General features: G+C 33.6%; 24 protein-coding genes. 6 read left to right on the top strand and 18 right to left on the bottom strand.

Annotated features, from left to right (window positions below; translation table 11 throughout):
• Nucleotides 1-25: 25 nt before the first annotated feature.
• The 5 genes from CBF36_RS05445 to CBF36_RS05425 are packed head-to-tail and all read right to left on the bottom strand — an operon-like array spanning nt 26 to nt 4,574.
• Entirely contained in the window at nt 26-1,021 is a 996-nt protein-coding gene (locus CBF36_RS05445) for an ABC transporter ATP-binding protein (protein ID WP_125957309.1), read from the bottom strand.
• The gene (locus CBF36_RS05440; protein ID WP_125957308.1) at nt 1,018-1,881 is read right to left on the bottom strand and encodes an ABC transporter permease; all 864 of its coding nucleotides are present in this window, start codon (nt 1,879-1,881) and stop codon (nt 1,018-1,020) included. Before CBF36_RS05440 ends, CBF36_RS05445 begins: the two co-directional genes overlap by 4 nt.
• On the bottom strand, nt 1,878-2,705 hold the full coding sequence (locus CBF36_RS05435; protein ID WP_125957307.1) for an ABC transporter permease: 828 nt from the start codon (nt 2,703-2,705) through the stop codon (nt 1,878-1,880). Before CBF36_RS05435 ends, CBF36_RS05440 begins: the two co-directional genes overlap by 4 nt.
• Nucleotides 2,706-2,719: 14 nt before the next feature.
• Complete coding sequence (locus tag CBF36_RS05430; RefSeq protein ID WP_125957306.1) at nt 2,720-3,493, bottom strand: alkaline phosphatase family protein; 774 nt, start codon at nt 3,491-3,493, stop codon at nt 2,720-2,722.
• Nucleotides 3,480-4,574, bottom strand: coding sequence for an ABC transporter substrate-binding protein (locus CBF36_RS05425; RefSeq protein WP_125957305.1), 1,095 nt, complete (start codon nt 4,572-4,574; stop codon nt 3,480-3,482). The genes CBF36_RS05430 and CBF36_RS05425 overlap by 14 nt, the downstream gene beginning before the upstream one ends.
• 166 nt (nt 4,575-4,740) lie before the next feature.
• Between CBF36_RS05425 and CBF36_RS05420 the strand changes: the two genes are divergently transcribed.
• Nucleotides 4,741-5,526 (top strand): PHP domain-containing protein, encoded by a 786-nt coding sequence (locus CBF36_RS05420; protein WP_125957304.1) that lies wholly within the window; start codon nt 4,741-4,743, stop codon nt 5,524-5,526.
• 44 nt (nt 5,527-5,570) lie between these two features.
• On the opposite strand, the gene CBF36_RS05415 is transcribed toward CBF36_RS05420, so the two are convergent.
• Nucleotides 5,571-7,367: a heavy metal translocating P-type ATPase gene (locus tag CBF36_RS05415; protein ID WP_125957303.1), complete on the bottom strand. Its 1,797-nt coding sequence runs from the start codon at nt 7,365-7,367 to the stop codon at nt 5,571-5,573.
• Between the two features lie 190 nt (nt 7,368-7,557).
• On the opposite strand from CBF36_RS05415, the gene CBF36_RS05410 reads away from it, so the two are divergent.
• Nucleotides 7,558-8,508 carry an AEC family transporter gene (locus tag CBF36_RS05410; RefSeq protein ID WP_125957302.1) on the top strand — a complete coding sequence of 317 codons (951 nt, stop codon included), beginning with the start codon at nt 7,558-7,560 and terminating at the stop codon, nt 8,506-8,508.
• A 42-nt stretch (nt 8,509-8,550) separates the two neighbouring features.
• Here the strand turns inward: CBF36_RS05410 and treC are convergent, their stop codons facing one another.
• Together treC and treP are read right to left on the bottom strand one after the other, a co-directional pair.
• The gene (treC, locus tag CBF36_RS05405; protein ID WP_125957300.1) at nt 8,551-10,176 is read right to left on the bottom strand and encodes an alpha,alpha-phosphotrehalase; all 1,626 of its coding nucleotides are present in this window, start codon (nt 10,174-10,176) and stop codon (nt 8,551-8,553) included.
• Nucleotides 10,177-10,193: 17 nt separating this feature from the next.
• On the bottom strand, nt 10,194-12,155 hold the full coding sequence (gene treP, locus CBF36_RS05400; RefSeq protein WP_125957298.1) for a PTS system trehalose-specific EIIBC component: 1,962 nt from the start codon (nt 12,153-12,155) through the stop codon (nt 10,194-10,196).
• Nucleotides 12,156-12,465: 310 nt separating this feature from the next.
• On the opposite strand from treP, the gene treR reads away from it, so the two are divergent.
• Nucleotides 12,466-13,188 (top strand): trehalose operon repressor, encoded by a 723-nt coding sequence (treR, locus tag CBF36_RS05395; RefSeq protein ID WP_125957296.1) that lies wholly within the window; start codon nt 12,466-12,468, stop codon nt 13,186-13,188.
• A 48-nt stretch (nt 13,189-13,236) separates the two neighbouring features.
• On the opposite strand, the gene pnp is transcribed toward treR, so the two are convergent.
• The 3 genes from pnp to gndA form a co-directional block, all read right to left on the bottom strand.
• Nucleotides 13,237-15,393: a polyribonucleotide nucleotidyltransferase gene (gene pnp, locus CBF36_RS05390; RefSeq protein WP_125957295.1), complete on the bottom strand. Its 2,157-nt coding sequence runs from the start codon at nt 15,391-15,393 to the stop codon at nt 13,237-13,239.
• Between the two features lie 180 nt (nt 15,394-15,573).
• Nucleotides 15,574-15,843, bottom strand: a complete 270-nt coding sequence (gene rpsO, locus CBF36_RS05385) for a 30S ribosomal protein S15 (RefSeq protein ID WP_125957293.1) — start codon at nt 15,841-15,843, stop codon at nt 15,574-15,576.
• Nucleotides 15,844-15,996: 153 nt separating this feature from the next.
• A complete protein-coding gene (gene gndA, locus CBF36_RS05380) occupies nt 15,997-17,418 on the bottom strand; it encodes an NADP-dependent phosphogluconate dehydrogenase (RefSeq protein WP_125957292.1) in 1,422 nt (473 codons plus the stop codon).
• Nucleotides 17,419-17,648: 230 nt separating this feature from the next.
• On the opposite strand from gndA, the gene def reads away from it, so the two are divergent.
• Complete coding sequence (gene def, locus CBF36_RS05375; RefSeq protein ID WP_125957290.1) at nt 17,649-18,212, top strand: peptide deformylase; 564 nt, start codon at nt 17,649-17,651, stop codon at nt 18,210-18,212.
• 42 nt (nt 18,213-18,254) lie between these two features.
• Here def and CBF36_RS05370 read toward each other — a convergent pair whose 3' ends face one another.
• Entirely contained in the window at nt 18,255-19,049 is a 795-nt protein-coding gene (locus CBF36_RS05370) for a formate/nitrite transporter family protein (protein ID WP_125957288.1), read from the bottom strand.
• A 379-nt stretch (nt 19,050-19,428) separates the two neighbouring features.
• Between CBF36_RS05370 and rpsD the strand changes: the two genes are divergently transcribed.
• Nucleotides 19,429-20,040 (top strand): 30S ribosomal protein S4, encoded by a 612-nt coding sequence (gene rpsD, locus CBF36_RS05365; RefSeq protein WP_125957287.1) that lies wholly within the window; start codon nt 19,429-19,431, stop codon nt 20,038-20,040.
• A 63-nt stretch (nt 20,041-20,103) separates the two neighbouring features.
• On the opposite strand, the gene CBF36_RS05360 is transcribed toward rpsD, so the two are convergent.
• The 6 genes from CBF36_RS05360 to yjbM form a co-directional block, all read right to left on the bottom strand.
• Complete coding sequence (locus CBF36_RS05360; RefSeq protein ID WP_125957285.1) at nt 20,104-20,769, bottom strand: hypothetical protein; 666 nt, start codon at nt 20,767-20,769, stop codon at nt 20,104-20,106.
• 222 nt (nt 20,770-20,991) lie between these two features.
• Nucleotides 20,992-21,894: a magnesium transporter CorA family protein gene (locus CBF36_RS05355; protein WP_125957283.1), complete on the bottom strand. Its 903-nt coding sequence runs from the start codon at nt 21,892-21,894 to the stop codon at nt 20,992-20,994.
• 78 nt (nt 21,895-21,972) lie between these two features.
• Nucleotides 21,973-23,343 (bottom strand): magnesium transporter, encoded by a 1,371-nt coding sequence (gene mgtE, locus CBF36_RS05350; RefSeq protein ID WP_125957281.1) that lies wholly within the window; start codon nt 23,341-23,343, stop codon nt 21,973-21,975.
• Between the two features lie 15 nt (nt 23,344-23,358).
• Complete coding sequence (locus CBF36_RS05345) at nt 23,359-24,243, bottom strand: RluA family pseudouridine synthase (RefSeq protein ID WP_125957279.1); 885 nt, start codon at nt 24,241-24,243, stop codon at nt 23,359-23,361.
• A complete protein-coding gene (locus CBF36_RS05340) occupies nt 24,240-25,058 on the bottom strand; it encodes an NAD kinase (protein ID WP_125957351.1) in 819 nt (272 codons plus the stop codon). Before CBF36_RS05340 ends, CBF36_RS05345 begins: the two co-directional genes overlap by 4 nt.
• Nucleotides 25,048-25,722, bottom strand: a complete 675-nt coding sequence (yjbM, locus tag CBF36_RS05335) for a GTP diphosphokinase (protein WP_165865390.1) — start codon at nt 25,720-25,722, stop codon at nt 25,048-25,050. The genes CBF36_RS05340 and yjbM overlap by 11 nt, the downstream gene beginning before the upstream one ends.
• A 134-nt stretch (nt 25,723-25,856) precedes the next feature.
• Here yjbM and CBF36_RS05330 point away from each other — a divergent pair, with 134 nt between their 5' ends.
• The gene (locus CBF36_RS05330; protein WP_125957276.1) at nt 25,857-26,438 is read left to right on the top strand and encodes a CYTH domain-containing protein; all 582 of its coding nucleotides are present in this window, start codon (nt 25,857-25,859) and stop codon (nt 26,436-26,438) included.
• Nucleotides 26,439-26,493 lie beyond the last annotated feature (55 nt).

The raw sequence follows: 26,493 nt of genomic DNA, 5'->3' as shown, positions 1-26,493 counted from the left end.
GGAAATTTCCAATTTTAAAGCTTTTTTATTTTATTCGTAACAAATCATCTTCTTGAATGTATACTTTCTTGATATCTTTAATATCAAGAATTTTTCCATTATTCAATCGATCCACGAAAATCGTTTGGTTCTCACTTGTTCTAAATTGATATCTAATTACGTTACCTAAAATAATCTGATTTTCAAACGCGACAGAAATATCAATACTATTAGGCGTTTCTTCAAACATAATCACTTCTGGTCTGACAAAATATTTTTTATATTGATTGGTTCCTATCTTACCAATCAAATCGATTGATTGAATATGATTATAATCTCCAATAAATTCTGCTACGAACTGACTTTTTGGTTGAGTATATAATTCATTTGGAGAAGATGCTTGTTCTAATTTTCCTTCAGATAGCACATAAATTCTATCACTAATTCGCATTGCTTCTTCCTGATCATGTGTTACAAAGACCATTGTAATACCCAATTCTTTTTGGATAGCTCTTATTTCTAACTGCAATTGCTTTCTTATTCGAGCGTCTAATGCACTAAGAGGTTCATCTAATAACAATAACTTTGGTTCAACCACTAACGCTCTTGCCAAAGCAACACGCTGTTGTTGACCTCCTGAGAGTTGTGTAACATATCTGTCTGAAAATTCTTCTAATTCAACTAACGATAGAACAGTGTCAACTTTTTCTTGGACGATTTTTTTATCCAATTTTTTTACTTTTAAACCAAATGCCACATTATCAAACACAGTCATAGTCGGGAATAGTGCATATTGCTGAAACACCATCCCAATGTTACGCTCTCGACTTCTTTTATGTTGGATTTCTTCTCCATCAAGTTTTATACTACCTGTTTTGGGTTCTTCTAACCCAGCTATTGTTCGTAATAAAGTTGATTTTCCACAACCACTTGGACCTAATAATGTAACTAGTTCACCTTTTCCTACAGATAATGATATGTCATTCAATACTAATTTATCATCAAATGACAATGAAATATTTTCTAAATCTAAGTAACTCATAAACTGCTCTCCTTGATAACTGACGTTAAATGTTCATTGTTGGCTATCTTTTTCTTTTTAGATCCTATTTTTTTAGGTGAGTGTTTTTGTTTATTAGATAATTTATACATAATAATGCCCATTAAAAAAATAAGGATAAAATAGCATACCATCACAGCACTAGCCAAATGACCATTTTCATTCATTCTTCTTAACATATATATTCTAAGTGTTTCAAACCGACCTCCAATTAATAAATTAGTCAAAACGTATTCGCCAAAAATACCTGAAAAAACCATAATACTGGATAATACAATTCCGACTCTTAGATTTGGAAGCACAACTTTAAAAATAATGGTTAAAGTATTTGCGCCGAGCATATGTCCTGCCTCGATTAATTGTTTGGTGTTTATAGCTTGCAAACTATTTCTAATTCCCATATACATTATAGGCGAGATAAATAATGCACCACATAGCACAACAAACATGGAAATACCTGTTTTAGAATAAGTTTTTAGTAAAGCTGTCACTAAAATAACTCCTGGTATCGCATATGGTAGTAATGAAATTGATTGTAACGCTCTATCCAATTTTGGATAATTCAAATAAATAATCACTACACTAGGTATCATAACAATCAAAATAATGGATAGAACAGTGACCGATAGTAGTAGCGACCTCCCAATTGATTGAAAAAATGCCTTATCTTTAAATAATTCAATAAACCACTGTACCGTAAAATTATTAGGTAAAATAGATTTTCCCCACTCATCTCCAAATGCATAAACTGCCGTCATAAGTAATGGTGTTAGGTAATATATGCCTAAAATTCCTACAATGATGTATGAAAAAATACGATGATTTTTTTTTGTATGATTCATGCCAAATCCTTTCTAAACTTCTTCATAGAATACTGTGAAATAAAAATAACCAACACCATACTCAATACAAATAAGACAGATAATGCACTTCCTACATTTGGTTTGGCATACACATCTCCTGCAACTAAAGAAGCTATTCGTGTTGTAATCAGTCCCACATTGCTACTTACTAAGGCATACGCTGTTTCGTAAGTCCCCATTCCATTAGCAAATAAAATGGCAAACGTTCCACTTATCGTTGGAACTAGAAAAGGAAAAACGACCTTTCTTAAATAATAAAAAGTCGAAGCTCCTAACATTTCAGCACTTTCTTGCCACTCTTTTTTGACTTTACGCATAACAGGATATATAAATAGTGTCGCTAAAGGAATTTGAAAATACACGTACGTCAGCACCAACCCTTTCCAAGTATACAAATCAAATCGATTTAAAACCGGAAAAAGTAGTTTTAATAGTCCTGAATTACCTAAAATAATGATAAAACCAAACGCCAAAGGAATACCCGCAAAATTAGCAGCCAGATTAGAAAATAAGGTTAACTTTTCTTGGACTTTATCTGATAGCCCAATTAATGCATACGAAAATAAAAGAGCTCCTATAATTCCTAATATACTCGATACTAAAGCAATCAATGCACTATTACCAAATGCTTGATAATAATAAGGATTGGTTATCGCTTGAATATAATTATCAAAACTAAATTCCCCTGACACATCCAACTGAAAACTCGATATAAACATAAATATTAACGGAATAAATAAAAATAGTGCTGCAATAAGGAACAGTGGAAGGAGTCCTATCCACTGTTTACTCGCTCGTTTCATACAATCTTTCCTTCCTATACACCTAATAGTTCTGCAATAAAAGGCATTAAATCTAATTGGTTCATTATAGGCTCTTCAGGTAGTGACACTAAATTAGATAATAGATAGAATGGTACCTCTCTATGTTGAGGTAAATTTCCACCGTGAAGCCCATACTCATCCATCCCATGATCAGCCGTCACGATAACTTGATAGCCTAAATCACGCCATTTAGGTACAATGGTTCCAAGTATGTTATCTGCAATATTTACTTGTGCCATATATTCACGAGAGTAAGAAGTAAACTTATGTCCCACGTCATCAATATTCATGGAATGAACGACCATAAAATCAGGTGAAAAATGACTAATAATGCTATGAGCATCTGCGAAAACATGACTATCGGGATAATGATCCTCGCTATAAAAAATACCATGTTGAATTAATTTAGAGTCATCATTTTGAATTCTATCAGTAAAAATATTGTATGGTGAGCTATTATATAGCTCACTCATCCAATAATAACCAGCCATACCTGTTGTACCTCCAGAGGCCTTCACTAAATCAAAAATAGACGTTTCCTTTGAACGTTGCACACATAAATTAGTGTAAATTTCATTTTGGTACATCGGTTTTCCTGTCATAATCACTTCATATAACGGTCTTGAATTGCTAGGCATTTCTGCTTTCATCTTTCTGACCTGTGCTTGATTATGTTCAACCAAACTATTTAAAAAACCCATTTGTTCCATTGCAACATCATAGCGACAACCATCTAAAATAACCAACACCACTTTATTTTTTAACATTAACCAATACCTCACTTTGCCATTTTTCTGGCAACTCTAAAGCTGTCTTATCCCAATCTTCATTTGATTTAACTGGAATAGCACTTTTATATTCTTCATCTTTTAATAGTTTGCTTGCAACCTCTTCAGGTAACTTTACGTCACTTCTAATTGGTCTAGCATAACCTTTAGCTAAATTAACTTGTCCTTCATCTGATAAGATGTATTCTCTTGCTAGTTTAGCGGCATTTGGATGTGGCGCATTTTTATTAATTAAAGTTGTGTAGCCACTGATAACAGAACCATCTGTTGGAATTTTCACTTCAAATCGATCTTTACCAATTGAATCACGGTAATTTAAAGCATTGAAATCCCATAAAATAGCGACATCAATCTCTCCTTTTTCAATATTAGCAAGTGAAGCATCTACTGAAGATATTCTTCCTTGTTTGGCAATTTCTTTAAAGTATTCTAATCCTGGTTGGATATCTTTTTCATCTCCACCATTAGCCATTGCAGCAGATAAAACTGCAAATTGTGCTTGATTTGCTTTAGTAACATCTCCTACAGCAATTTGATAATCACCATTTTTTAAATCTTCCCAACTTGTTGGAACATCTTTTACATTATCTGTATCCACCATAAAAGATATAGTTCCTGTATAACTTAGTAACCAATGCCCATCCTTATCTTTTGCCCAATCTGGTACGTCATCCCAATAAGATGTTTTATAGGGTAACGTTAAGTCTTTACTCACAGCCAATGGTCCAAAGCTGATACCAACATCTCCTATATCAGCTGTCCCATTTTTCCCTTCTGACTCAAATTTAGCTAATTCTTCAGCACTCGACATATCAGTATCTTTATGACTAATACCATATTCTTCTTTAATGTCTTCCCATGTTCCAACCCAGTTTGCCCATGTATCAGGCATACCAACACTGGCAACTTCTCCTTCTTTTTTTGCTTTTTCTATAATTGTTTCCAAGCTATCATCATTACTAACAGTGGATTCATTATTATCCTTTGAACTCGTTGAACATCCCACAAGTATTGCCATTACAGATACACCCAATAAACTAGATACTAATTTCTTTTTCATCAACTAACCCTCGCTTATATTATTTAATACCTTGAGTATAGACTTAGATTGTAAATATCTAGTAAATTGTATGTATCACTTTGTAAACCTTGTAAATTTCGAGTAAATCACATCATTTTCTTTATTTTAATGATAGAATGAATTAAACATTAAAGGAGGATTTTACATGAATTATTATGACCAACATTTACATACACACCATTCATTTGACTCAGAAGAATCATTTGAAAACTATTTAAACACTTACTCACCTGATTTTTTTGTTACAACTGAACACTTAGATTTAAAAAATCCATATGACAATGGAAAAGACAGTATTCCTGACTATCAGAGATATACTGATGAAGTGAACCAACATGCTCTTAGTAACCCTCACACAACATTTCTTAAAGGCATTGAAGTAGGTTATGTGGATACTCATGCCACACTACTTAACGAATTTTTAAAAGACAAAGAATATGACATCATCTTACTGAGTATTCACCAAAATGGCATATTTGATTATATGGATGACGATGTTTTAGATTTAAATACAAGTGATTTAATTCATGATTACTACTCAAGAATGCTTGATGCTGTTAAATCAGCTGAATTTGGTAATGTTTTAACCCATTTCGATTACGGTATGAGACGACTTGATTTATCTGTCGATGCGTTTAAATCGGTAGCAGAACCTTATTTAATCGACATTTTTAACACCATCATAGAAAAAAATATCGCATTCGAACTAAATGCCAAAAGTTTTATCAAGTATGCTAACAAAGAGCTTTATGAATATGCGATCCCTTTATACATCTCTTTAGGAGGAAAATTATTCACTTTAGGATCTGACGCCCATGTTGCAGAAGATTATGAATTGGGTTTTGAAGAAATGAGGAATTTATTAATTAAAAATGGCATCTCTGAATTAGCTGTTTATCAAAAACAACAATTAACACTGGTAACGATATAAAAAAATTGCGAGCATTTAATAGGATGAATGCTCGCAATTTTTTCTTATTTATCTGTTCTTGCTCTTAATGCTGATAAAATAGACACAGTATCTACAACTTCTTGCAACATTGCCCCTATTAATGTTGGAATAACGCCTAAGCTGGCAATAAGCATTAAAATAATACAAATAAAAATACCAATTAGTACCGATTGCTTTGCTATTTTCATGGTATCTTTTGATATTTCTATCGCATCTGTTACCATTGATACATCATCTTTCAAAATAACAGCATCTGCACTTTCACTAGCAGCACTTGAACCATGTGCACCCATCGCAATTCCCACATCTGCCATTGCAAGAGCTGGCGCATCATTCATCCCATCTCCCACCATAATTGCCGGAGAATCAGTCTGCGTTAACTTTTTTATAATATCTATTTTTTCTTGTGGTAAACATTTAGCATGAATTTCTGTAATTCCTACTTCATCCCCTATTTTTTGTGCAGTTTGTTTACTATCTCCTGTAATCATTAACATTCGATTGATGCCTAATTGTTTGAGTGATTTAATTGTTTTTAGTGATTCTGGTCGGACAATATCTTCAAACTCAATATTTCCAACATATTTATCATTGATAGACACATAAATCATTGTCTTGTCCCTTTCTGAATGAATGGACGTTGCGACATAATGTGCTTTACCAACTTTGACTAATTGATGATTAATCTCCCCCTGTACACCTTGTCCTGTTATTTCTTTTAGTGTTGTCACATCTAACAGATCAACGCCCTGTGACAAAGTATACGATACTAAGGACCGTGCTAAAATATGAGTGGATTCTTGCTCAATGCTCGCAGCAAATTGAAGCAATGTTTGAGTCGATACATCATCATCAATACTTGTAACGGACGAAACATTCAAGCTACCTTCTGTTAACGTCCCTGTTTTATCAAATGCAATACTTTTAGCGTCAGATAATTTTTCAATCGTTGTTCCTGTTTTAACCACAACACCATGTCTACTTGAACGACTCATTCCTGCAACCAATGCTATTGGTGCTGCTAATATTAAAGGACAAGGTGAAGCAACCACTAACACTTGAGCAAATCGCACAGGGTCTTTTGAAATAAACCATGCTAATCCCCCTATGACATATGAAATAATTGTAAAAGGGACAGCATATCTATCAGCTAGTCGAACAAAATTTGCTGGCTTAGATTCAGATTCTTTTACTAATTTTACAATCGTTTGGTATTGGCTATCAGCTGCCACTTTTGTTACTTTCAATCTAATTGCTGCATCCCCATTAATCGAGCCTGACATTACACTATCATTCACTTTTTTCTCAATAGGTTTTGATTCACCCGTTAAGGATGATTCATCAAATGATGAGATACCATCGATGATTAAGCCATCTACTGGAACAATTTCTCCAGGCTTAACCAAAATAATATCGCCAATACTCACATCGTCAACATGACAATCGACTAACTCATTTTTTTCAACTCTATGCGCAAGTTGCGGTGTGTTATCAAGCAGTGTTTTCAACTCTTTTCCAGCCTGTCCTGCTGCATAATCTTCTAAACTATCACCACCTGTTAGCATCACTAACACCATTAAACTTGCCCAATACTGTCCAACAGCAAGTGTTGCAACAATAGCAGTAATAGCTAAAATATCTACCCCGTATTTTCCAGATTTTAATGTTTGTATCATGCCAATAAGCATAGAAATAGTTGTTATCCCACCTATAATAATCACAATCCAATACGCTAACATAGGCTGATGAAACATAAATTCAGCAATAAGTGCAATGAGTCCTGCAAAAATAGTCAGTAAAAACTTTCGTAAATTCGTCATAATAATTCTCCTAACTTCAACATCCTATTCATAGTCTACCACCAATGTCTTTCATCAAATAAAAATAACACTTAAATGAGAAAAATAATCATTTAAGTCTTAAAAAACTATAGAATCTTCTTATTTTTTTTGCGAATGATTGATATTTTTTTAATACACTATTGAATGACTATTTAAAGGACGTGATACCATGTTAGCAAGTTATTCTACTATCCTCGTTTTATTTTTGATTATAGGACTTGGCTATCTATTATCAAAAAAAGGAATATTTACTAAAGAAGTTAGCACAGCTCTCTCTTTTTTCGTTATTAATTTTGCTTTACCATTAGAAATTTTCCTTAGAATTACTAGAGATTTTACTAAGCATCAATTACTTTTACTTTTTAAAGAATCATTGCTTCCTATACTTATCATGGCCGTTGTTCTTACTATCGGTTATCTTTCTACTTATCTCTTTAAAGTAGCTAAACATCAGATAGGGGCATTTACTCTTTGTTTTTCATCTCCTAGTGCCGCTTTTATAGGAATGCCTATTATCATTGGACTATACGGTGATAAAGGATTACCTTATGCTTTATTGGGGTATGTTGTGACAAGTTTAGCAACTTGGACAATAGGTGTAGTATTACTAAATCGTGATAGTGAACTAGCTAATCACATACACACTCCTTTTGATGTAACTCGCATGCTTAAAGAACTTTTAAGTCCCCCTATTATCGCCTTTATACTAGCTAGTTTAGTTGTTTACATAGGTATTCCTATGCCTGTTTTTATCAAATCACTCTTTAGCTACATTGGTGACACAACCTCTGCTTTGGCTATGCTATTTATTGGAACCACTATTTATCAAACTGGTCTTAAAAATCTTACCTTTTCAAAAGAAGTTCTGGGAATTTTGTTCGGGCGTTTCATTGTAGCTCCTGTCACTGTTATCATACTAGCTAAGTTACTCCACACATCCAATATGATGGGAGCTGTCTGTTTAATTCAATTTAGTATCCCTGTCTCAAATACTGTGGCGATTTTAGCTGGAGAGAAACAGGTTGATGTTTCATTCACAGACTCTTCTCTTACATACTCTTTATTTGCTTATTTGTTAGCATTTCCTCTCTTAATGAAGTTAGTGACTATCTTTTTTTAATCAAAAAACCAGCTGCTTTTACTAGAAGCAACTGGTTTTTTATTATTTTTGTACGTATATTGCTAAAGATTGATAGGGCTGAATGTCTAACTCTTTTTCTAGTGTTTCACACGCCACATTACTAATTAAAATATTTCCTGAAATAAATTCATCTGGAATAGTCACGTTAATTGGGGCATCAGAAAAATTATTCAACACAAGCAATGAGTCGGTTTCATAACGGCGAATGTATCCATAAATACGGCTATTTTCAACCTCAAATGGTTCATAATCTCCCATTGAGATAACCTGATATTTTTTTCTTAGTTGAATCAGTTTTTGGTAAAAGGAAAAGATACTCCCATTTTTCAATTCATTTTGGACTGTAATATCATCATATTTACCTATAGATAACCATGGCTCTTGTATGCTAAATCCAGCATAGTCCGTACTATCCCACTGCATAGGTGTTCTAGAGTTATCTCTAGATTTATGTTGAATAACTTCTATTGCTTCATCATGACTTAATCCATCTTCTAATAACTGAGCATAAGCATTATGAGTTTCAATATCTTGATAAGAAGTCAATTCGTCAAATTTGGGGTCCAGCATACCAATTTCTTCTCCCATATAAACATAAGGCGTTCCCCGATTTAAATGAATCGCTGCTGCTAACATCTTTGATCCACGTACACGATATTTTTCCCAATCAACAAAACGATTAATAGCGCGCGGTTGATCATGATTATTCCAAAACAAAGCATTCCAACCATTACCTTTACTCATACCTGTTCCCCATTCATGAAGAGTTGATTTTAATTCGTTAAAATCATACGGCATGATAGTCCATTTTTTTCCATCTTTATAATCAACTTTCAAATGATGGAAATTGAAAATCATACTTAACTCTTCTCTTTCAGGTGCAGTATATAAAATGCCGTTTTCAATAGTAGTTGAACTCATTTCCCCTACAGTAATAATAGATGGATCTTTTCCAAATGTTTCGCGGTTCATTTCATGAATAAAAGTATGTGCAATTGGTTTATCAGTGTATTCGGCTTTTCCAATCATATCCGTTGCATCTTTTAATATGTCATCTTTTCCAATAACATTAATAACATCAAATCGTAACCCTTTTACACCTAAATTTGTCCAAAAATCAACTACTTTATATAGCTCTTTTCTAACGTTTGGATTACGCCAATTTAAATCAGCTTGCGTTTTATCATACAAGTGTAAAAAGTAGTCATCTGTTTTACCAAATTTTGACCAGGCATTTCCACCAAATTTTGACTCCCAATTTGTCGGCTCACTTCTTAATATAAAGAAATCTTGATAATAGGTATCTCCATTCACTGCTTTTTTAAACCATTCATGCTCAATTGAAACATGATTTAGTACCATATCAAGCATGATTTCTATATTTCGTTCACGTGCTTTTTTTACTAATTCTTTAAAATCATCTTCTGTTCCAAAAACAGGATCAATCGCAATGTAATTGGAAATGTCATAGCCATTATCCTTTTGTGGACTTGGATAAATAGGGTTTAACCAAATCATATCTATTCCTAACGTTTCTAGATAGGGTAATTTTTCAATAATTCCTTGTAAATCACCCACTCCATCATCATTTTTATCATAAAATGATTTTGGATAAATTTGATAAATTACTTTGTCCTTAAAACTCAATGACGCCACTTCCTTTACTAAATCGATTTTACTTGTAAAATACTTGTGTTTTTATTTACTTGACCCTCTTTTATAATTGGGTCTACTTGATAACTATCTGAATTTGTAATCACAATTTGTGTTTGGGTTAAGAATCCTGATTCTTTAATGCCCTCAATATCAAAATCTAATAATAAATCACCGACAGTCACTCTATCACCTTGTTTGACATGTGTTTCAAAATATTGACCGTTTAAATTGACAGTATCTAATCCAACATGAATTAACATGTCAATTCCATGATCATCTGTAATCCCAATGGCATGTTTACTTGGAAAGACTAAACTAATCGTTCCATTCATTGGAGTATAAACATGACCTTCACTTGGTTCAATCACAACACCTTGTCCCATCGTACCTTGTGAGAATACTGGATCTTTTGATTCAGTAATTGGTGCCATATCTCCTACCAATGGCGCATAAACTGTTACGACTTCATTGACTACTTCTTCAGGAGCAATCGGCCCACTTAAACTATCGTCTATTGGCGAAATCGCTTCTCCTACTCTATCCAACTGATTAAAAATACCTGTTCTTCTAAAGAACAATGTTAAGACGAATGGGACTGCCACAGCGATGATCATTCCGATAAAGAATACACCGTAATATTTTGGCACAATCGCTAAAATACCTGGTAATCCACCCACTCCAATTGATAGGGCTCTAACACCAAATAATGTCACAAACAAACCAGCAATTCCACTACCAATCATTGCCGCAACAAATGGGTACATATATTTTAAATTAATCCCAAACATCGCAGGTTCTGTTACACCTAACCAAGCTGAAATAACTGATGGAACAGATACTTGTTCTTCTTTTTTATTTCCTCTATGAGCATAAACAACAGCTAAAACAGCTGCTCCTTGAGCAATATTTGATAAACAAATCATTGGCCAAAGATTGGTTGACCCAAAATCTGCTACTAGTTGTTGATCAATTGCTAAAGTTGTATGATGTAATCCTGTAATAACAAGTGGTGCATAAAATGTACCAAACACAGCTGCAAATAACCAATTTAATGAAGAAGTTAATCCTGTATTAACGACTGTTGAAATGGCTGAACCTATTTTCCAACCAATTGGTCCTAAAATTAAATGTGCTGCTAAAATAGTTGGTAATAATGCAAAGAACGGAACAAAAATCATTGAAATAGCTTCTGGTATATGTTTTCTCAAAAATCTTTCCAAATAGACTAACATAAACCCTGCTAACATCGCTGGTATCACTTGTGCTTGATACCCAATTTTATCCATTGTAAAGAAACCAAAATCCCAACTCCAATTAGCTGCAATATCTGCCGCACTGGTTGAGTTTACTGCATAGGCATTTAAAAGTTGTGGAGAAACCAATGTAATCCCTAAAACAATCCCTAATATTTCAGTTCCTTTCATTTTTTTAGCAATACTCCATGTAATTCCTACTGGTAAGAAATGGAAAATCGCTTCACCTGGTAACCATAAAAATCCATTAACTCCATTCCAAAAAGTAGATGACTCTGTAATCGTTTTACCATCTAAAAATCCCATCGGAACAGCTTCTAAAATATTTCTAAAACCTAAAATTAATCCTCCAACAATAATCGCTGGCAATAATGGCGTAAAAATTTCCGCTAGAACAGTTACTGCACGTTGTAGCATGTTTTGATTTTGTTTTGCTGCTGATTTAATTTCCTCTTTTGTTCCACCTTGAATTCCTGAAATAGACATAAATTCTTGATAAAATGTTGGTACTTCATTCCCAATAATGACTTGGAATTGTCCAGCATTTGTAAAAATCCCTCTCACACAAGAAATATCTTCAATCTTATCTTCCTGTGCTTTTGATGGATCGTTTAACACAAACCTCATACGTGTGGCACAATGTGTGACTGCGGCAATATTTTCTTTACCACCAACATAGTCTAATAATAATAATGCATCTTGATTAAATTTTCCCATCTTCTTTCTCCTTTCACTTGTACATACAAGTTATCATAAACAAAATATACACCCTCCTCACCACTTTGTAAAGCGCTAACACATTTTATTTATTTTTCATTATTCTAATTCACATCATTTTGTCATAAAAAATCTAATAAAACAGCTTTTTTTCACTATAACTATACACTTGTATAGACAAACACTAACAAGTTATCAATTTAATGACTGATTTATTAAAATTCTTTCATAATTAAAACGCTTTTATTTTTTTCTTTTATACTAACTTGTATAGTTGTTCATACAAGTTTAATTGGAGGGGGAAATAGGAATGAAAGCATATGAGGTTATTTACCAATCAATAGAAAATAGTATTTTAAGAGGAGAATTTTTACCTGGAGATTATTTACCTAGTGAAAATCAATACGTGAAGCTATTTAAAGTATCTAGAGATACTATAAGAAAAGCATTAAATCTTCTTATGACTAACGGTTATATTCAAAAAATACATGGAAAAGGGTCGCTTGTTTTAAAACGAGAACAGTTAAGATTTCCTATATCTGGATTAACGAGCTATAAAGAATTGCAAAATGCTTATGGTTATCAAAGTATTACGAACGTGATTTTCTTAGAAAAAATCATTATTGACAAAGAACTTGAATCACTCACTGGATTTTCTGTAGGAGAACAAGCATGGAAAATGATTCGAACTCGTGAGATTGATAAACAAAAAATTATTTTAGATACAGACTATCTTTTATGTCGATTTATTCCTACTCTCACAAAAGAAATCGGTGAAGACTCTATTTATAAATACATCGAGAAAGACTTAAATTTACAAATTTCATTCGCGGAAAAAGAAATTCGCGTAGTAAAATTAAATCAAGAAGAAAAACAATACCTTGATTTAAATCCTCAAGATACCAATATTGTTTCCATTCAAAGTCGCGTCTTTTTAGCCAATGCAGAACAATTTCAATATACAGACAGCAGACATCGTGTGGACAAATTTTTATTTTATGACTTTGCTAGAAGAAATCCCTCAACTATCTAACGAATCAAAAATCACCCACTAGATAACTCTAATGGGTGATTTTGGGTTTTATTCAGATTTTTCTTTTGTTTCTTCTTTTTTCTCTTCTTTTTTCTCTTCTTTAGGTTTTTCAATCATTGCTTTACGTGAAGCATTAACGCGTCCTTGACGGTCAATTTCTGTCACTTTCACAAGGATTTCATCGCCTAATTTAACCACATCTTCTACTTTATTCACACGTTCATGTGAGAATTGAGAAATATGCACTAACGCATCTTTTCCTTTAAATAAGTTAACAAAAGCACCGAATTTTTCAATTCTTACAACTTTAGCTAAGTATACTTGTCCCACTTCAACTTCACGAACTAAGTCTTTAATGATTTCAATCGCACGATTAATTTTTTCTTGATCTTGATGAGCAATACTTACATTACCTTCTTGATCAATATCAATTTTAACGTCAGTTTCTTCGATAATTTTGTTGATGGTTTCGCCACCTTTACCGATAACGTCTTTAATTTTTTCAGGTTTGATTTGAATCATTTCAATCTTAGGAGCATATTTGCTTAACTCTTTACGAGGTTCAGCAATCGTTGATGTTAATTCAGCTAGAATTTCCATACGTGCTTTTTTCGCTTGAGTTAAAGCTTCTGTTAAGATAGCTTCTGTAATACCTTCAATTTTAATATCCATTTGTAAGGCTGTAATACCATCTTTTGTTCCGGCAACTTTAAAGTCCATGTCACCTAAGTGGTCTTCCATTCCTTGAATATCTGTCAAGATAGTGTAGTTATCTCCATCCATTACAAGTCCCATTGCAATACCAGCAACAGGTGCTTTAATCGGAACACCAGCATCCATTAAGGCTAAAATCCCCGCACAGATACTTGCTTGAGAAGAAGAACCATTTGATTCTAATACTTCTGAAACCACACGAATCATGTATGGAAATTCTTGTTCATTTGGAATAACTTGTGCCATCGCACGTTCACCTAATGCACCATGTCCGATTTCACGACGACCTGGTGATCTCATTGGTCCAGTCGAACCAACTGAATATTGAGGGAAGTTATAGTGATGGATGAATCGTTTGCTTTCTTCCACACCTAATCCGTCAATAATTTGATGTTCGCCAAGTGGTGCTAATGTACAAACTGATAAAGCTTGTGTTTGCCCACGAGTGAATAATCCAGAACCATGAACCCGAGGTAAGATACCAACTTCTGATGATAACGGACGAATTTCATCAATTTTACGGCCATCAGGACGAACTTTTTCAACTGTAATCAGACGACGAACTTCATTTTTTTCCATGTCTTCTAAAATTTGACGAACTTCTTTCATCCATTTAGCAGACTCTTCGTCTTCAGCAAATTTTTCTTCGTAAACAGCAATCACTTCATCTTTTAAGGCTGAAATATTGTCTTCACGAGCTAATTTTTCTTCTGTTTGAATGGCTTGTGTCATACGAGGCATATATGTATCATTGATTTCTTTTTCTAACTCAGCGTCAACTTGTAATAACTCGATTTCCATTTTTTCTTTGCCAATTTCATTGGCAATTTCTTCTTGGAAAGCCACTAAACGTTTGATTTCTTCATGACCAAATAACAGTGCACCTAACATATCTTCCTCAGATACTTCTTTTGCACCACTTTCAACCATGTTAATCGCATCTTTTGTTCCAGCTACTGATAATTCAATCGTTGTATTTTCAGCTTGTTCAACAGTTGGATTAATCACATACTCCCCATCAACAAAACCAACTTCGACACCAGCGATTGGGCCATTAAATGGAATATCAGATACACATAAAGCTAAAGATGATCCTAACATTGCAGCCATTTCAGGTGAACAATCTTGTTCCACACTCATGACAGTGTTAGTTATTTGAACTTCATTACGGAATCCTTCCGCAAACATTGGACGAATTGGTCGGTCAATCAAACGAGCTGTTAATGTCGCTGTTTCACTTGGACGACCTTCACGCTTAATAAACCCTCCTGGCACTTTCCCAACAGCATACATTTTTTCTTCGTAGTTAACTGTTAATGGGAAAAAATCAACATCTTTGGCTTGTTTTGAAGCCACTGCAACACTTAATACAACCGTATCTCCATATCTTACTAAAACTGCTCCATTTGCTTGTTTGGCTAATTGACCAATCTCAACTGATAACGGACGGCCGCCCCAAGTTGTTTCAAATACACGTTTTTCACTATGCATTATTTTTTCTCCTTTGCATACTCGAGGTGAACAGACTACTAAACAAATATCAATCGCCTCTTAATTTGTAGAGAAAACTCATATTTGCATAGTAGACAATCAGCTCATCCTCGGTTTTTTATTAAAAGAAAAGCGAGATCAAAACGACCTCACTTATCCTCTTATTCTTAGCTAAATTGATTAACGACGTAAGCCTAAACGTTTGATTAATTCACGGTAACGTTGAACATCAGTTTTACGTAAGTAAGCTAATAAATTACGACGGTGACCAACTTTTTTCATTAATCCACGGTATGAATGGTGGTCTTTTTTATGCACGTGTGCATGCTCGTTTAATGCATTAATTTCTGCAGTTAAAACAGCGATTTGTACTTCTGGAGAACCAGTATCTCCTTCGTGACGTGCGTATTCTTTAATGATTTCGTTTTTGCGTTCTTTTGAAATTGCCATGTCTTTCACCTCTTCTATAGTATTTCCCCAAAACTGAGTATATCGTTGGTGATTCGATGTACCAAGTAATAGGCATGTGACGATTTATCACACAATGGTACTTTACATGATTTTCAGTATAAAAGCAACTGTTTCTTACGATTAATTCACGTTTTATTTGTCTTTTTTATACCAATCATAATGAAATATTCCGTCTCTATCTTTTCGTTCATAAGTATGCGCACCAAAATAGTCTCTTTGTGCTTGAATAATATTTGCTGGTAAGTCTTTTGAACGATAAGAATCATAATACGCAATAGCTGATGAGAGCGTTGGCGTTGGAATCCCTACTTTTACGGCCAACGATACAACTTCACGAATAGCGTCTTGATAGTTCGTGACAATAGTTAAAAAATAATCATCCAACATGAGATTTTTAAGTGTTGGATTCTTTGTGTAAGCATCCGTAATTTTTTGTAAGAATTGCGCACGGATAATGCATCCTTCTCGAAAAATTTGAGCGATTTCTCCATAGTTCAACTGCCAGTTATAGTCATTACTTGCCATCATCATTTGAGAAAATCCTTGAGCATAACTCATGATTTTACTGAAATAAAGAGCCTGTCTAATTTTTTCAATCATCTCTTTTTTATCACACGATATTGTCGTAGTTGGTCCACTCAGTAATTTACTTGCGACACATCTTTCTTCTTTTAAAGCAGACATGAACCGAGCAAATACTGCTTCTGTTACTAATGGTAACGGCACTCCTAAATCTAGTGCATTTTGACTTGTCCATTTTCCAGTCCCTTTATTTCCTGCTTTATCTAAAATATTAGAGACAATATAATCTTCTGTATCTAAGTCATCTTTTCGTTTCAATAATTCTGAAGTAATACTCATTAAATAGCTATTTAATTCGCCTTCATTCCACATACTAAAAATATCTGATACCTCTTCGATTGTTAGATGAAGTCCTCTTGTTAATATGTCAAAGACTTCTGCAATCAACTGCATATCACCATACTCAATGCCATTATGAACCATTTTGACAAAATGACCCGCACCATCTGGTCCAATATACGATACACACGGTTTACCATCATGTGCTTTTGCTGCTATATCTTCAAAAAGTGGTTGGATTAAGCGATACGCTTTTTCTTGTCCTCCAGGCATCAGTGACGGTCCATTTAGTGCTCCTTCTTCTCCACCAGACACACCTGATCCAATAAAGTTAATACCAAATGTTTCTAAATAACGACTCCGTCTGAGAGTATCTTCATAATGCGTGTTACCACCATCAATCAACATATCTTCTTTTTCTAAATGAGGTAACAACTGTTCTATCATTTTATCAGTAATCTCTCCAGCAGTTACCATTAACATAATTTTTCTAGGTCTTTCAATTGATTGAACAAATGACTCAATTAATTCAAACCCTTTAATATTTCTTTCAGGATAAGCTTCAAGGAATTCTTTCGTTTCATTATAAAAGTGACTGTAGACTGATACACTGTATCCTTTTCCTTCACTGTTTAATGCTAAATTTCTTCCCATAACACCTAATCCAACCATGCCAAACTGCTGCTTGCTCATTTAATAAATAGCCTCCCGTTAATTTGTTCATTAGATATAAATCCTTTAGAATAATAACATACCTGTTTTACTTTATTAGAAAAATATGAAAGTTTTCATCATTCTATTACCAAAATAAAATAAGTATAAATAACATTTATTATAGTTTTAAGCAATTTATTTATTTCTAATCATTTTTGTTTTATGGTAAAATAAAAAGTACTATATTAGATAGAAAGGAAGGGATATTGATGATTACAATGGATGATATTATCCGTGAAGGGCATCCTACCCTTCGTGAAGTGGCTAAAGAGGTTGATTTACCTTTATCTGAAGAAGATATCGAGTTAGGAAAACGTATGCAAGAATTTCTTAAAAATAGTCAAGATCCAGAACTTGCCGAAAAATATCAACTACGTGGTGGTGTTGGTCTTGCTGCTCCTCAACTTAATATTTCAAAACGCATTATTGCGATAGAAATTCCTAGTCAATCAGAGGAAAATCCTGAACCACTATTAAGCACTGTCATGTATAATCCAAAAATCTTAAGTCATTCTGTTCAGCAAGCTGCCCTTGAAGAAGGCGAAGGCTGTTTATCTGTTGATCGCCCTGTTCCAGGATATGTTGTCAGAAATGCTCGTATTACCGTATCATATTATGATATGAACGGCGAACAACATAAAATTCGTTTGAAACATTATATGGCGATTGTTGTTCAGCATGAAATTGATCATATTAATGGCATTATGTTCTATGATCACATTAATAAAGAAAATCCAAACTATGCACCTGAGGATGTTATCTTTATTCAATAAAAAAGTTTGTCATGCAAATTGTATGACAAACTTTTTTTGCTTTTAATCTAAATAATGAACACTCTCATCTTTATTTAACCATGCATAAGTTAACCCTATGACTAGTCCTCCACCAATAAAATTCCCAATAAAAGTGAAGATAATATTGGTTGCCACTGCACCAACTGTCATCCCAGCAATCATTCCACCTGATGAAAAATACGCTAATGGGAAATAAATGAAATTGGCGATAACGTGTTCAAATCCTAAGAAGGTAAAAATAAAAATCACTAAGATAATACCAAACAATCTACCCACATCATCTTTTAACTTCATTGACATTAGAACCGCTAAATTGACAATAACATTAGCAAAAATCCCTTCAACTAATGTCTGCATTATTCCTTTTTGAAATTTTCCTTCAACTAAATGAGTTAAAAAATTATCTGCTGGAAGACCTTTAAAGGCCCCTGTAAGAGATAATAGATACGCTACAACAAACGCACCAATCAAATTAAAGAGTACACAAACCATCAATATTTTCAACGCTCTACTTGGCGCTAATTTTTTTCGATAGGTTGCAACAGTCATATACATCATGTTTGATGTTCCTAATTCTGCATTTAAAAATATAATTAATGCTAACCCCAAACCAAATGCCATGGCGTATAAAGCTTTCCCCGTAGCAGGATCAGTAAACTTCAGTCCTAACCCTATTGCAATAGCCGAACCTAAGCTTAAGTATAATGCGGCTAACACGGAGCGCATTGCATATCTTCCAAAATGTTTTTGAATTAATTCATCTTTTTTTTCGATGGATGCATCTAATTTTGCCATCAATTCTGAATGTTGTGCCATTGTCTTATTCCTTCCTTTAATACATTGTTATTTTTTGAACAAACTTTTATTTACAGTAGATACTATATCTCAAAATTTCATTCAAATCTACTAAAAGTTTAATAAATATTAGGATAAAATACGTCAAATTTTTAATGGAAAACAAATATAGAAAACATTAATTAATCCTTGTCTTTTCAAAAATCATCAAGTATAATGGAATTTGTGTAAAATAATGCAGCTAGAGAATAAGTAGCACGTTTATTAGTTTGTTTGCCTATATGGGTTCAATTGTGTAACCGCGGCTGCAAAGGTGAAGATTGAAGAATAAACTAAGCGTCTATTAATATTTTCAAGAAATTATTTTACTCCAAATAAAATTATATTGGAGGATTTTTTAATGTCTCGTTATACAGGACCAAGTTGGAAATTATCTCGTCGTTTAGGCGTATCTTTATCAGGAACTGGTAAAGAATTGGCTCGTCGTCCATATGCACCAGGACAACACGGACCAAACCAAAGAAGAAACAAATCAGAATATGGTATGCAATTAACTGAAAAACAAAAATTACGCCATATGTATGGTTTAAATGAACGTCAATTCCGTAACCTTTTCATGAGAGCTGGAAAAATCAAAGAAGGTAAACACGGTGTTAACTTCATGATCCTTTTAGAACAACGTTTAGATAACGTTGTATACCGTCTAGGTTTAGCTACAACTCGTCGTCAAGCACGTCAGTTAGTTAACCACGGTCACGTTTTAGTAGATGGCAAACGTGTTGACATTCCTTCATACGAAGTGTCTGTTGGACAAGTTATCTCTATTCGTGAAAAATCTAAAGATTTAACAATCGTTAAAGATGCTGTTGAATCAACTTTAGGTCGTCCTTCATTTGTAAGCTTTGACGCTGAAAAATTAGAAGGTAGCATCACTCGTTTACCAGAACGTGATGAATTACCACAAGAAGTTGACGAATCTTACGTAGTTGAATTCTACAACAAATTACTATAAGATTTTCAATTATCTTTATACAAAAAAGAGATGGTTTCCATCTCTTTTTTTGTTTGTCCTTTATTAATAAAAATCAATCATTGGTAGTTTTATCTGATGTAAAACATCGTTCATCAGCTCCATTTCTTCTAAAGAACATCCTTTAACCTTACTTTTTAATACTTCTAGAAACGCATCTTCCATGCTATCGTTCACTATATCATTCCAAGAACACCATTCTGTCTGATTATCTCGTTTATAAAAGAGGATTAATAGAATCACCACTGAAAAAGATAGTTTTTCCATTTTCTTCATCCACGCTTTTCTATCTAATGAATGGTTTAAATATAAATCATAAATGTCATGGGCTTCTTCTTGATATTTGTTACCATCTAATATGTTTAAATAACTCATCTGCTCATACTTCGTTCTAATCATCAAAATATGACTTAATTGTTTTACAGAATCACAACGATTAATACGATCATACAAACGGATAAATGTTTTTTTGTAGTACTCGTGTTTAATGAATGGATTAGCTGATAAGCAAAATGTTTGGAAGTGTTCCATCTGTGAGAGTAAAAAGGCTGCTTCTTTATCTGTCATTTCTAATGTATCCTGGTATTGGCTATCTTTTTTTAAAAAAGAGAATACTATCCACTGATTAAACATAATGTCATAAATATTATTCACATCTATTGTATAATCAAATCCTAACTTTTCAGAATATGTTTCTAGTGTATTGACCACCACTCTTTTAGGCAAACAGGATAAAAAATCTAGTTCCGCTAACGGATTCAAATCATTCAGCAACATGAGAATAAGAATTTTATTGATAAACGGTCTTATAAAAATTAAATAACTAAAAAAGATGATAAATCTGAGATTACTCTCAAATTTATCATCTTATGGATTTAACTCATCAGTCCTATTTGACAAAGAGTCAAAATACCATGACAAATCATTTTCTCTTTATTTTCTTTTGTGCTTAATAAACATGATTAACCATATAATCAAGATTACCGATAAAATTACCACATAAATCCATTCGTAATCAGAAGAAAATCGTGGCAAATCAATATTCATTCCATAAAAACCGGTAATTAAAGTTGGAATGGCTAATGCTAAAGACCAAACTGTTAAAAATTTCATGGTATCGTTTAGATTATTGTTCATGATACTGTCAAAAATACGGGCGATTCGGTCTACAATATCTGATTCCAATTCTGTCATATGTGCTACTTGGTTTGCTTCAATGAGCGCATCATCTAGTCGCTCCATTGTTTGTTCATCAAAACTTTGACCTAACCTTGAACGCTTAATTTGTTCAAGTATTTCTAAATTATTTTCTGAAGCGCTAAGTAAAAACGTTAAGGTTTGTTGTAAATAGGACAGGCGAACCAAATCTTTATTTTTTACTTTTTCAGTCAACAAATCATCCATTTGGTGACGCTCTTTCGATATTTCTCTCAAAATAGGTAGATACCTATCAATCAACTCTCGTATCAATTCAAATAAAAAAATCATTGGGGTTGAATGAATATCTTGATTTATGGCATTTTTAACCCCATCATAACTCACCACACTTTCGCCTTCATTAAAAGAAAATAATTTATTGCCTTTTACCAAAAAACTAACTGGACGAGAGACATAACGAATTTCTTTAGGTTGTTTAGTTGGGACATGAATGACAATTAATTCTAAGTCATTAACTGAATCGGTAATATAATTACTTCTTTCATAAATATCCATCACATATTCTAATGTTTCTTCTGGTAATTGATATTGTTCTCTCAAAATATTTTTCTCGCTTGATGATAAGTGATGTGTTTCAATCCATTCAAAACTTGAATTGATTTGATGTTCAACCAACATAGACTTTTCCCCTTTTTTCTCATTTATCCTATAAAAAAGAAGCCATTTTATGATGACTTCTTCGAATTTCTATTCTTATTATACACTACCTACGATTAAAGGCATAAATAAACCCGCTATATTAAAATAAATGAGCACACTAGTCAAATCACTTAATGTGGTAATAAAAGGACCACTAGCAACCGCTGGATCAAACCCAATTTTTTCCATTAAAATAGGAATTAAACTTCCTGCCAAGTTCGCAATAGTAATCGCGCAAAGCATCGCTATTCCTATGACAAGACCGAGTGGAAAATTCTGTTTCCAGAACCCAACTACTAAAAAGATTACTATCCCTGTTACAGCTCCAGTGATAATTCCTGTCAAAATTTCACTCATAACAAGTGAGAAAAAATTTAGTTCTTTGTCATCAGATACTGCTAATTTTCTAACTGCCACAGCTAAAGATTGTGTTCCGGCATTCCCCGCTGTTCCTGTAATAAGAGATATAAAAACAGCCAAAATGCTAGCTTCACTAATCAAGACTTCATAGTGACTGATTAAAGAGGCTGTAGACATTCCTAAAAAGAGCAACGTCACTAGCCACGGCAAACGCTTCAAAGCTGCTTGAAATGAACTTTCAGTAGTTGCTTCAACGTCGACACCGGCTAGTCCAGAATAATCACTAGCTGCTTCATCATCAATAACATCAATAATATCATCTACCGTAATAATCCCCAACAAATGATTATTATCATCCACTACTGGAATTGCCAAGAAATCATAATCACGAATCATTTTTGCTACTTCTTCTTGATCTTCATTCACGCTAACACTAATCACACGCTCACCCATCATGTCTTCAATCATCATATCATCATCACTGACAATTAAATCTCTTAAAGAAATAACTCCCACCAATTGATTACTGAGACTAACCACATAGACATAATAAATGATTTCTGCTTCTTGCGCCTTCTTTTTTAATAGCGTTAGAGCAGAACGTACAGTTTGATTGGCAACAATGGATACATATTCGGTTGCCATAATCGAACCAGCTGTTTTATCTTCATAATGAAGCAATTTTTTCATATTAACTGACGTTTCTGGCTTCATTCTATCTAAATATTTTCGTGCTGTGTCTTCTTCTAGCTGACTTAAAATATCCACCGCATTATCAGTATACATACTTTCTAAAATAGCTACGACATAGTTTGGTGACATTTCTGTAATATAGTCAGTCAAACCCTCATGATCTTCTTCAATCACATCCAACATGTCTGCCATCTCTTTTGGTGAAAGATAGGCATACATTAAATGACGTTCTTTCTCATCAAGAGATAAATAAAACTGTCCTTGTTCATATAAATGCCAGTCTAAGAATTTTTCCCTAAATAACTCCATCTCTTGGCTCTGCAACAGAGATAATAATTCTTTTTCTTGTTCTTCTTTGTTTAACACTTCTGTCATACCAACGAACTCCCCTTACTCTATCAACTCTTCCATATCATTTGGTAATGGCAACTCAAATGTTAACTCCTCTCTTGTAAATGGATGTAGGAAAACTAACTTCTGACAATGAAGTGCTTGCCTATTTAATCCTTTTGTTAAGTCCCCACCATACAACTCATCTCCGATTAAAGGACAACCGATTGCTGAAAAGTGAACGCGAATTTGATGCGTTCTCCCTGTATGTAACTGTACAGCAACTTGTGCGATATCTTCATTTGTTTCGACTAATTTATATTCCGTTATCGCATGCTGACCATTTTCTGTGACACAACGTTTAATAATGGATGTTTCATCTCTTCCAATTGGTAAATCAATGGTTTCATGTTTTTTCAAACGAGACAAATCGCCACCAACTAACGCATGATAATATTTTTTCAATTCACCTGATTGAAGTTGCTTATCCATCATAGCATGAGCAAAACCGTGCTTGGCAAACATCATTAATCCTGTTGTATCTCTATCTAAGCGCGTCACGACATGAATGATACGATTAACATATTGTTGTTGATTGTAATAATATTTTACATAATTGGCCATCGTACCATTTTTATGATATTGCGACGGAATCGATGCCACTTCTGTTGGTTTATTGACAATCAATAGGTGTTCATCTTCATACACGATATCTAGTTTAGACTCAAAAGGAAGCATTGTTTCATGCTCCCCTTCATCAGGTATAATAATCGTGACGATATCACCTAAATTTACTTCATATTTTGTGTTTCGAACTTGTTTGTTAACTAAAAGTGTTCCACCTTGAAACTTTATTTTAGCTAAAAGTCTTCTCGATACCCCTTTATTATTTAAAAAACGTTTTAAAGTAGTCTTTTCTTCATCTACTGTCCAGCTAAATCTCATAATTTCTCGCTACTTTCCTTTGAAGTTCCTATAAACGCATTATTCACTCGGCGCCAAAAATGAGTGTGTCGATATAGTGCAAAATGAATTCTTTTTTCCGATAAACGAAACGTCACTTGTTTAACATTAGAATTAGTCAATGATAAATTATCCACATGTAAACTATACGTTTCTCTTTTTTTCATATCTAATTTAATCCACTCATCTGGTGCTATAATCATTGGTGAGCCTAACGAACGGTATACTCGGTTATTTAATGAGGCTATTTCGTTTAATTGAAGAGTATTCACTCGTGGATGAACTACTGCTCCACCTAAGCTTTTACTATAAGCAGTAGAGCCTGTTGGCGTTGAAACCGACAACCCATCTCCTCTATAACATTCAAATAGTTCATCTTTAATGTAGATATTAGCTACCATCGTTCGCTCGACATTTTTAATGGTTGCTTCATTAAGCGCTAAAAAATGTCGGTCTGGCATATTATTTGTATAAGTCAAACAAACATCTAACAAGGGATAACTCACACTGTTTTGCTTTTCTTCTTTCAAACTTCGTACCAATTCATCTATTTCATAGTCTCGCCAGTCCGTATAAAAACCTAAATGACCTGTATGAACACCAATAAATCTAACGGTATCTAATTGACTTTCATAAGCATGAAACGCACTTAATAACGTCCCATCTCCACCAATTGTTATGACTACATCAGGATTTTTTTTATCTAAAATAAATCCCGCTTTACGCAATTTTGATAATAGTTCTTGCGTGACTTTCCTTGACGTTGGTTTTCGATTAGAATAAACCCTAATTCTCATCATTATCTGCCCTCTTTTCATTGACATATCTTTCCAAGTGTTCCAAGTCTCGATATGAAAAGAGATGTTGGGCTTCTTGAATTTCATCACGTATTTTTGACATTTCTTCATCTAACAAATAGGCAGCTTCTGCTGTTAATTCTAATCGTTTATTGATTTCTTCTGGAAATTCACCGTCATATTTATAATTAAGTGAATGTTCTATGGTTGCCCAAAAATTCATCGCTAACGTCCGTATCTGTATCTCAACATAAATATTTTTCTCACCCATAATAAGTTGAACTGGGTATTCAATGACCACATGGTATGAGCGATACCCACTTGCTTTTTTATTCGTGATGTAGTCTCTTTCTTGAATAATTTTAAAATCAGTTCGTTTTCGAAGAAGTGCCACCACCTCATAAATATCTTCAACAAACTGACACATCACACGAAGCCCTGCAATATCTTGCATCTCTTCTTCTAATCTATCTAACTCAATACCACGCAATGTTGCTTTAGTTAAAATGCTATCTTTAGGTTTCACACGACCTGTTACAAATTCAATCGGGGTGTGCAAATTATTTTCTTTATACTGTGTCCGAATATTTCGAAGTTTAACTTTTAATTCTGAAACAGCCTGTTCGTATGGTGCCAAAAATAATTGCCAATTTCTTTCTTCCATCCTATTCGCCACCTTCACTATCAACATACATGCTATATTTTAACATAATTGCTCTTAAAAAGTTAGCTCACAAATAAGTCATTATAGTTGTTTTTTTAGAATGAATTCATTACACTACCAACGAGGTGAAGATTGTGTCTAAAGAACTAGAAATCGAATTTAAAAACATGTTAACTAAAACAGAATTTGAACAACTGATAACGAAATATTTTCCAACAACGCTAGCTTTTTCTCAAACAAATTGTTATTTTGATACACCTAGTCAACAGTTAAAAGAACAAGGGATGGGATTACGACTTAGAAAACGTTTTGGAAAAAATGAATGCACATTAAAAGTCCCAACAAAAAATAGTCACACTTATCAAGAAATTACAGATGATTTAACTGAGGAGCAAATGACTGCCTTAATCATGGAAAAACAAATTTACACACACGGAGAGGTTGCTCGTTTTTTAAAATCAATTAATATTCCTATAAACGATCTGAATCTGATTGGTTCATTAACAACCAATCGACGTGAAAAAAAATTAAATAACAACGTCTTACTAGTTCTTGATGAAAGTCATTTTGGTGACGTTGTTGATTTTGAACTTGAAATGGAAGTCAGTGACTCTTTACAAGGAGAATCTTTTTTTAATGACTTTCTAATAAAAGAAGGCATTAAAAGACGTCCTGCTAGCAAAAAAATCGCACGTATGATAGAATATCACGGTTGATTTTAACACATTGATACAAAAGGCTTTTCTCTTTTGTTTTTTGTGAATATTTGTT

It is taken from the genome of Vagococcus bubulae (genome assembly GCF_003950315.1).
Taxonomy (GTDB): domain Bacteria; phylum Bacillota; class Bacilli; order Lactobacillales; family Vagococcaceae; genus Vagococcus; species Vagococcus bubulae.
The sequence above is the reverse complement of the archived record's forward strand: the minus strand, read 5'-3'. Positions and strand labels throughout refer to the sequence as shown.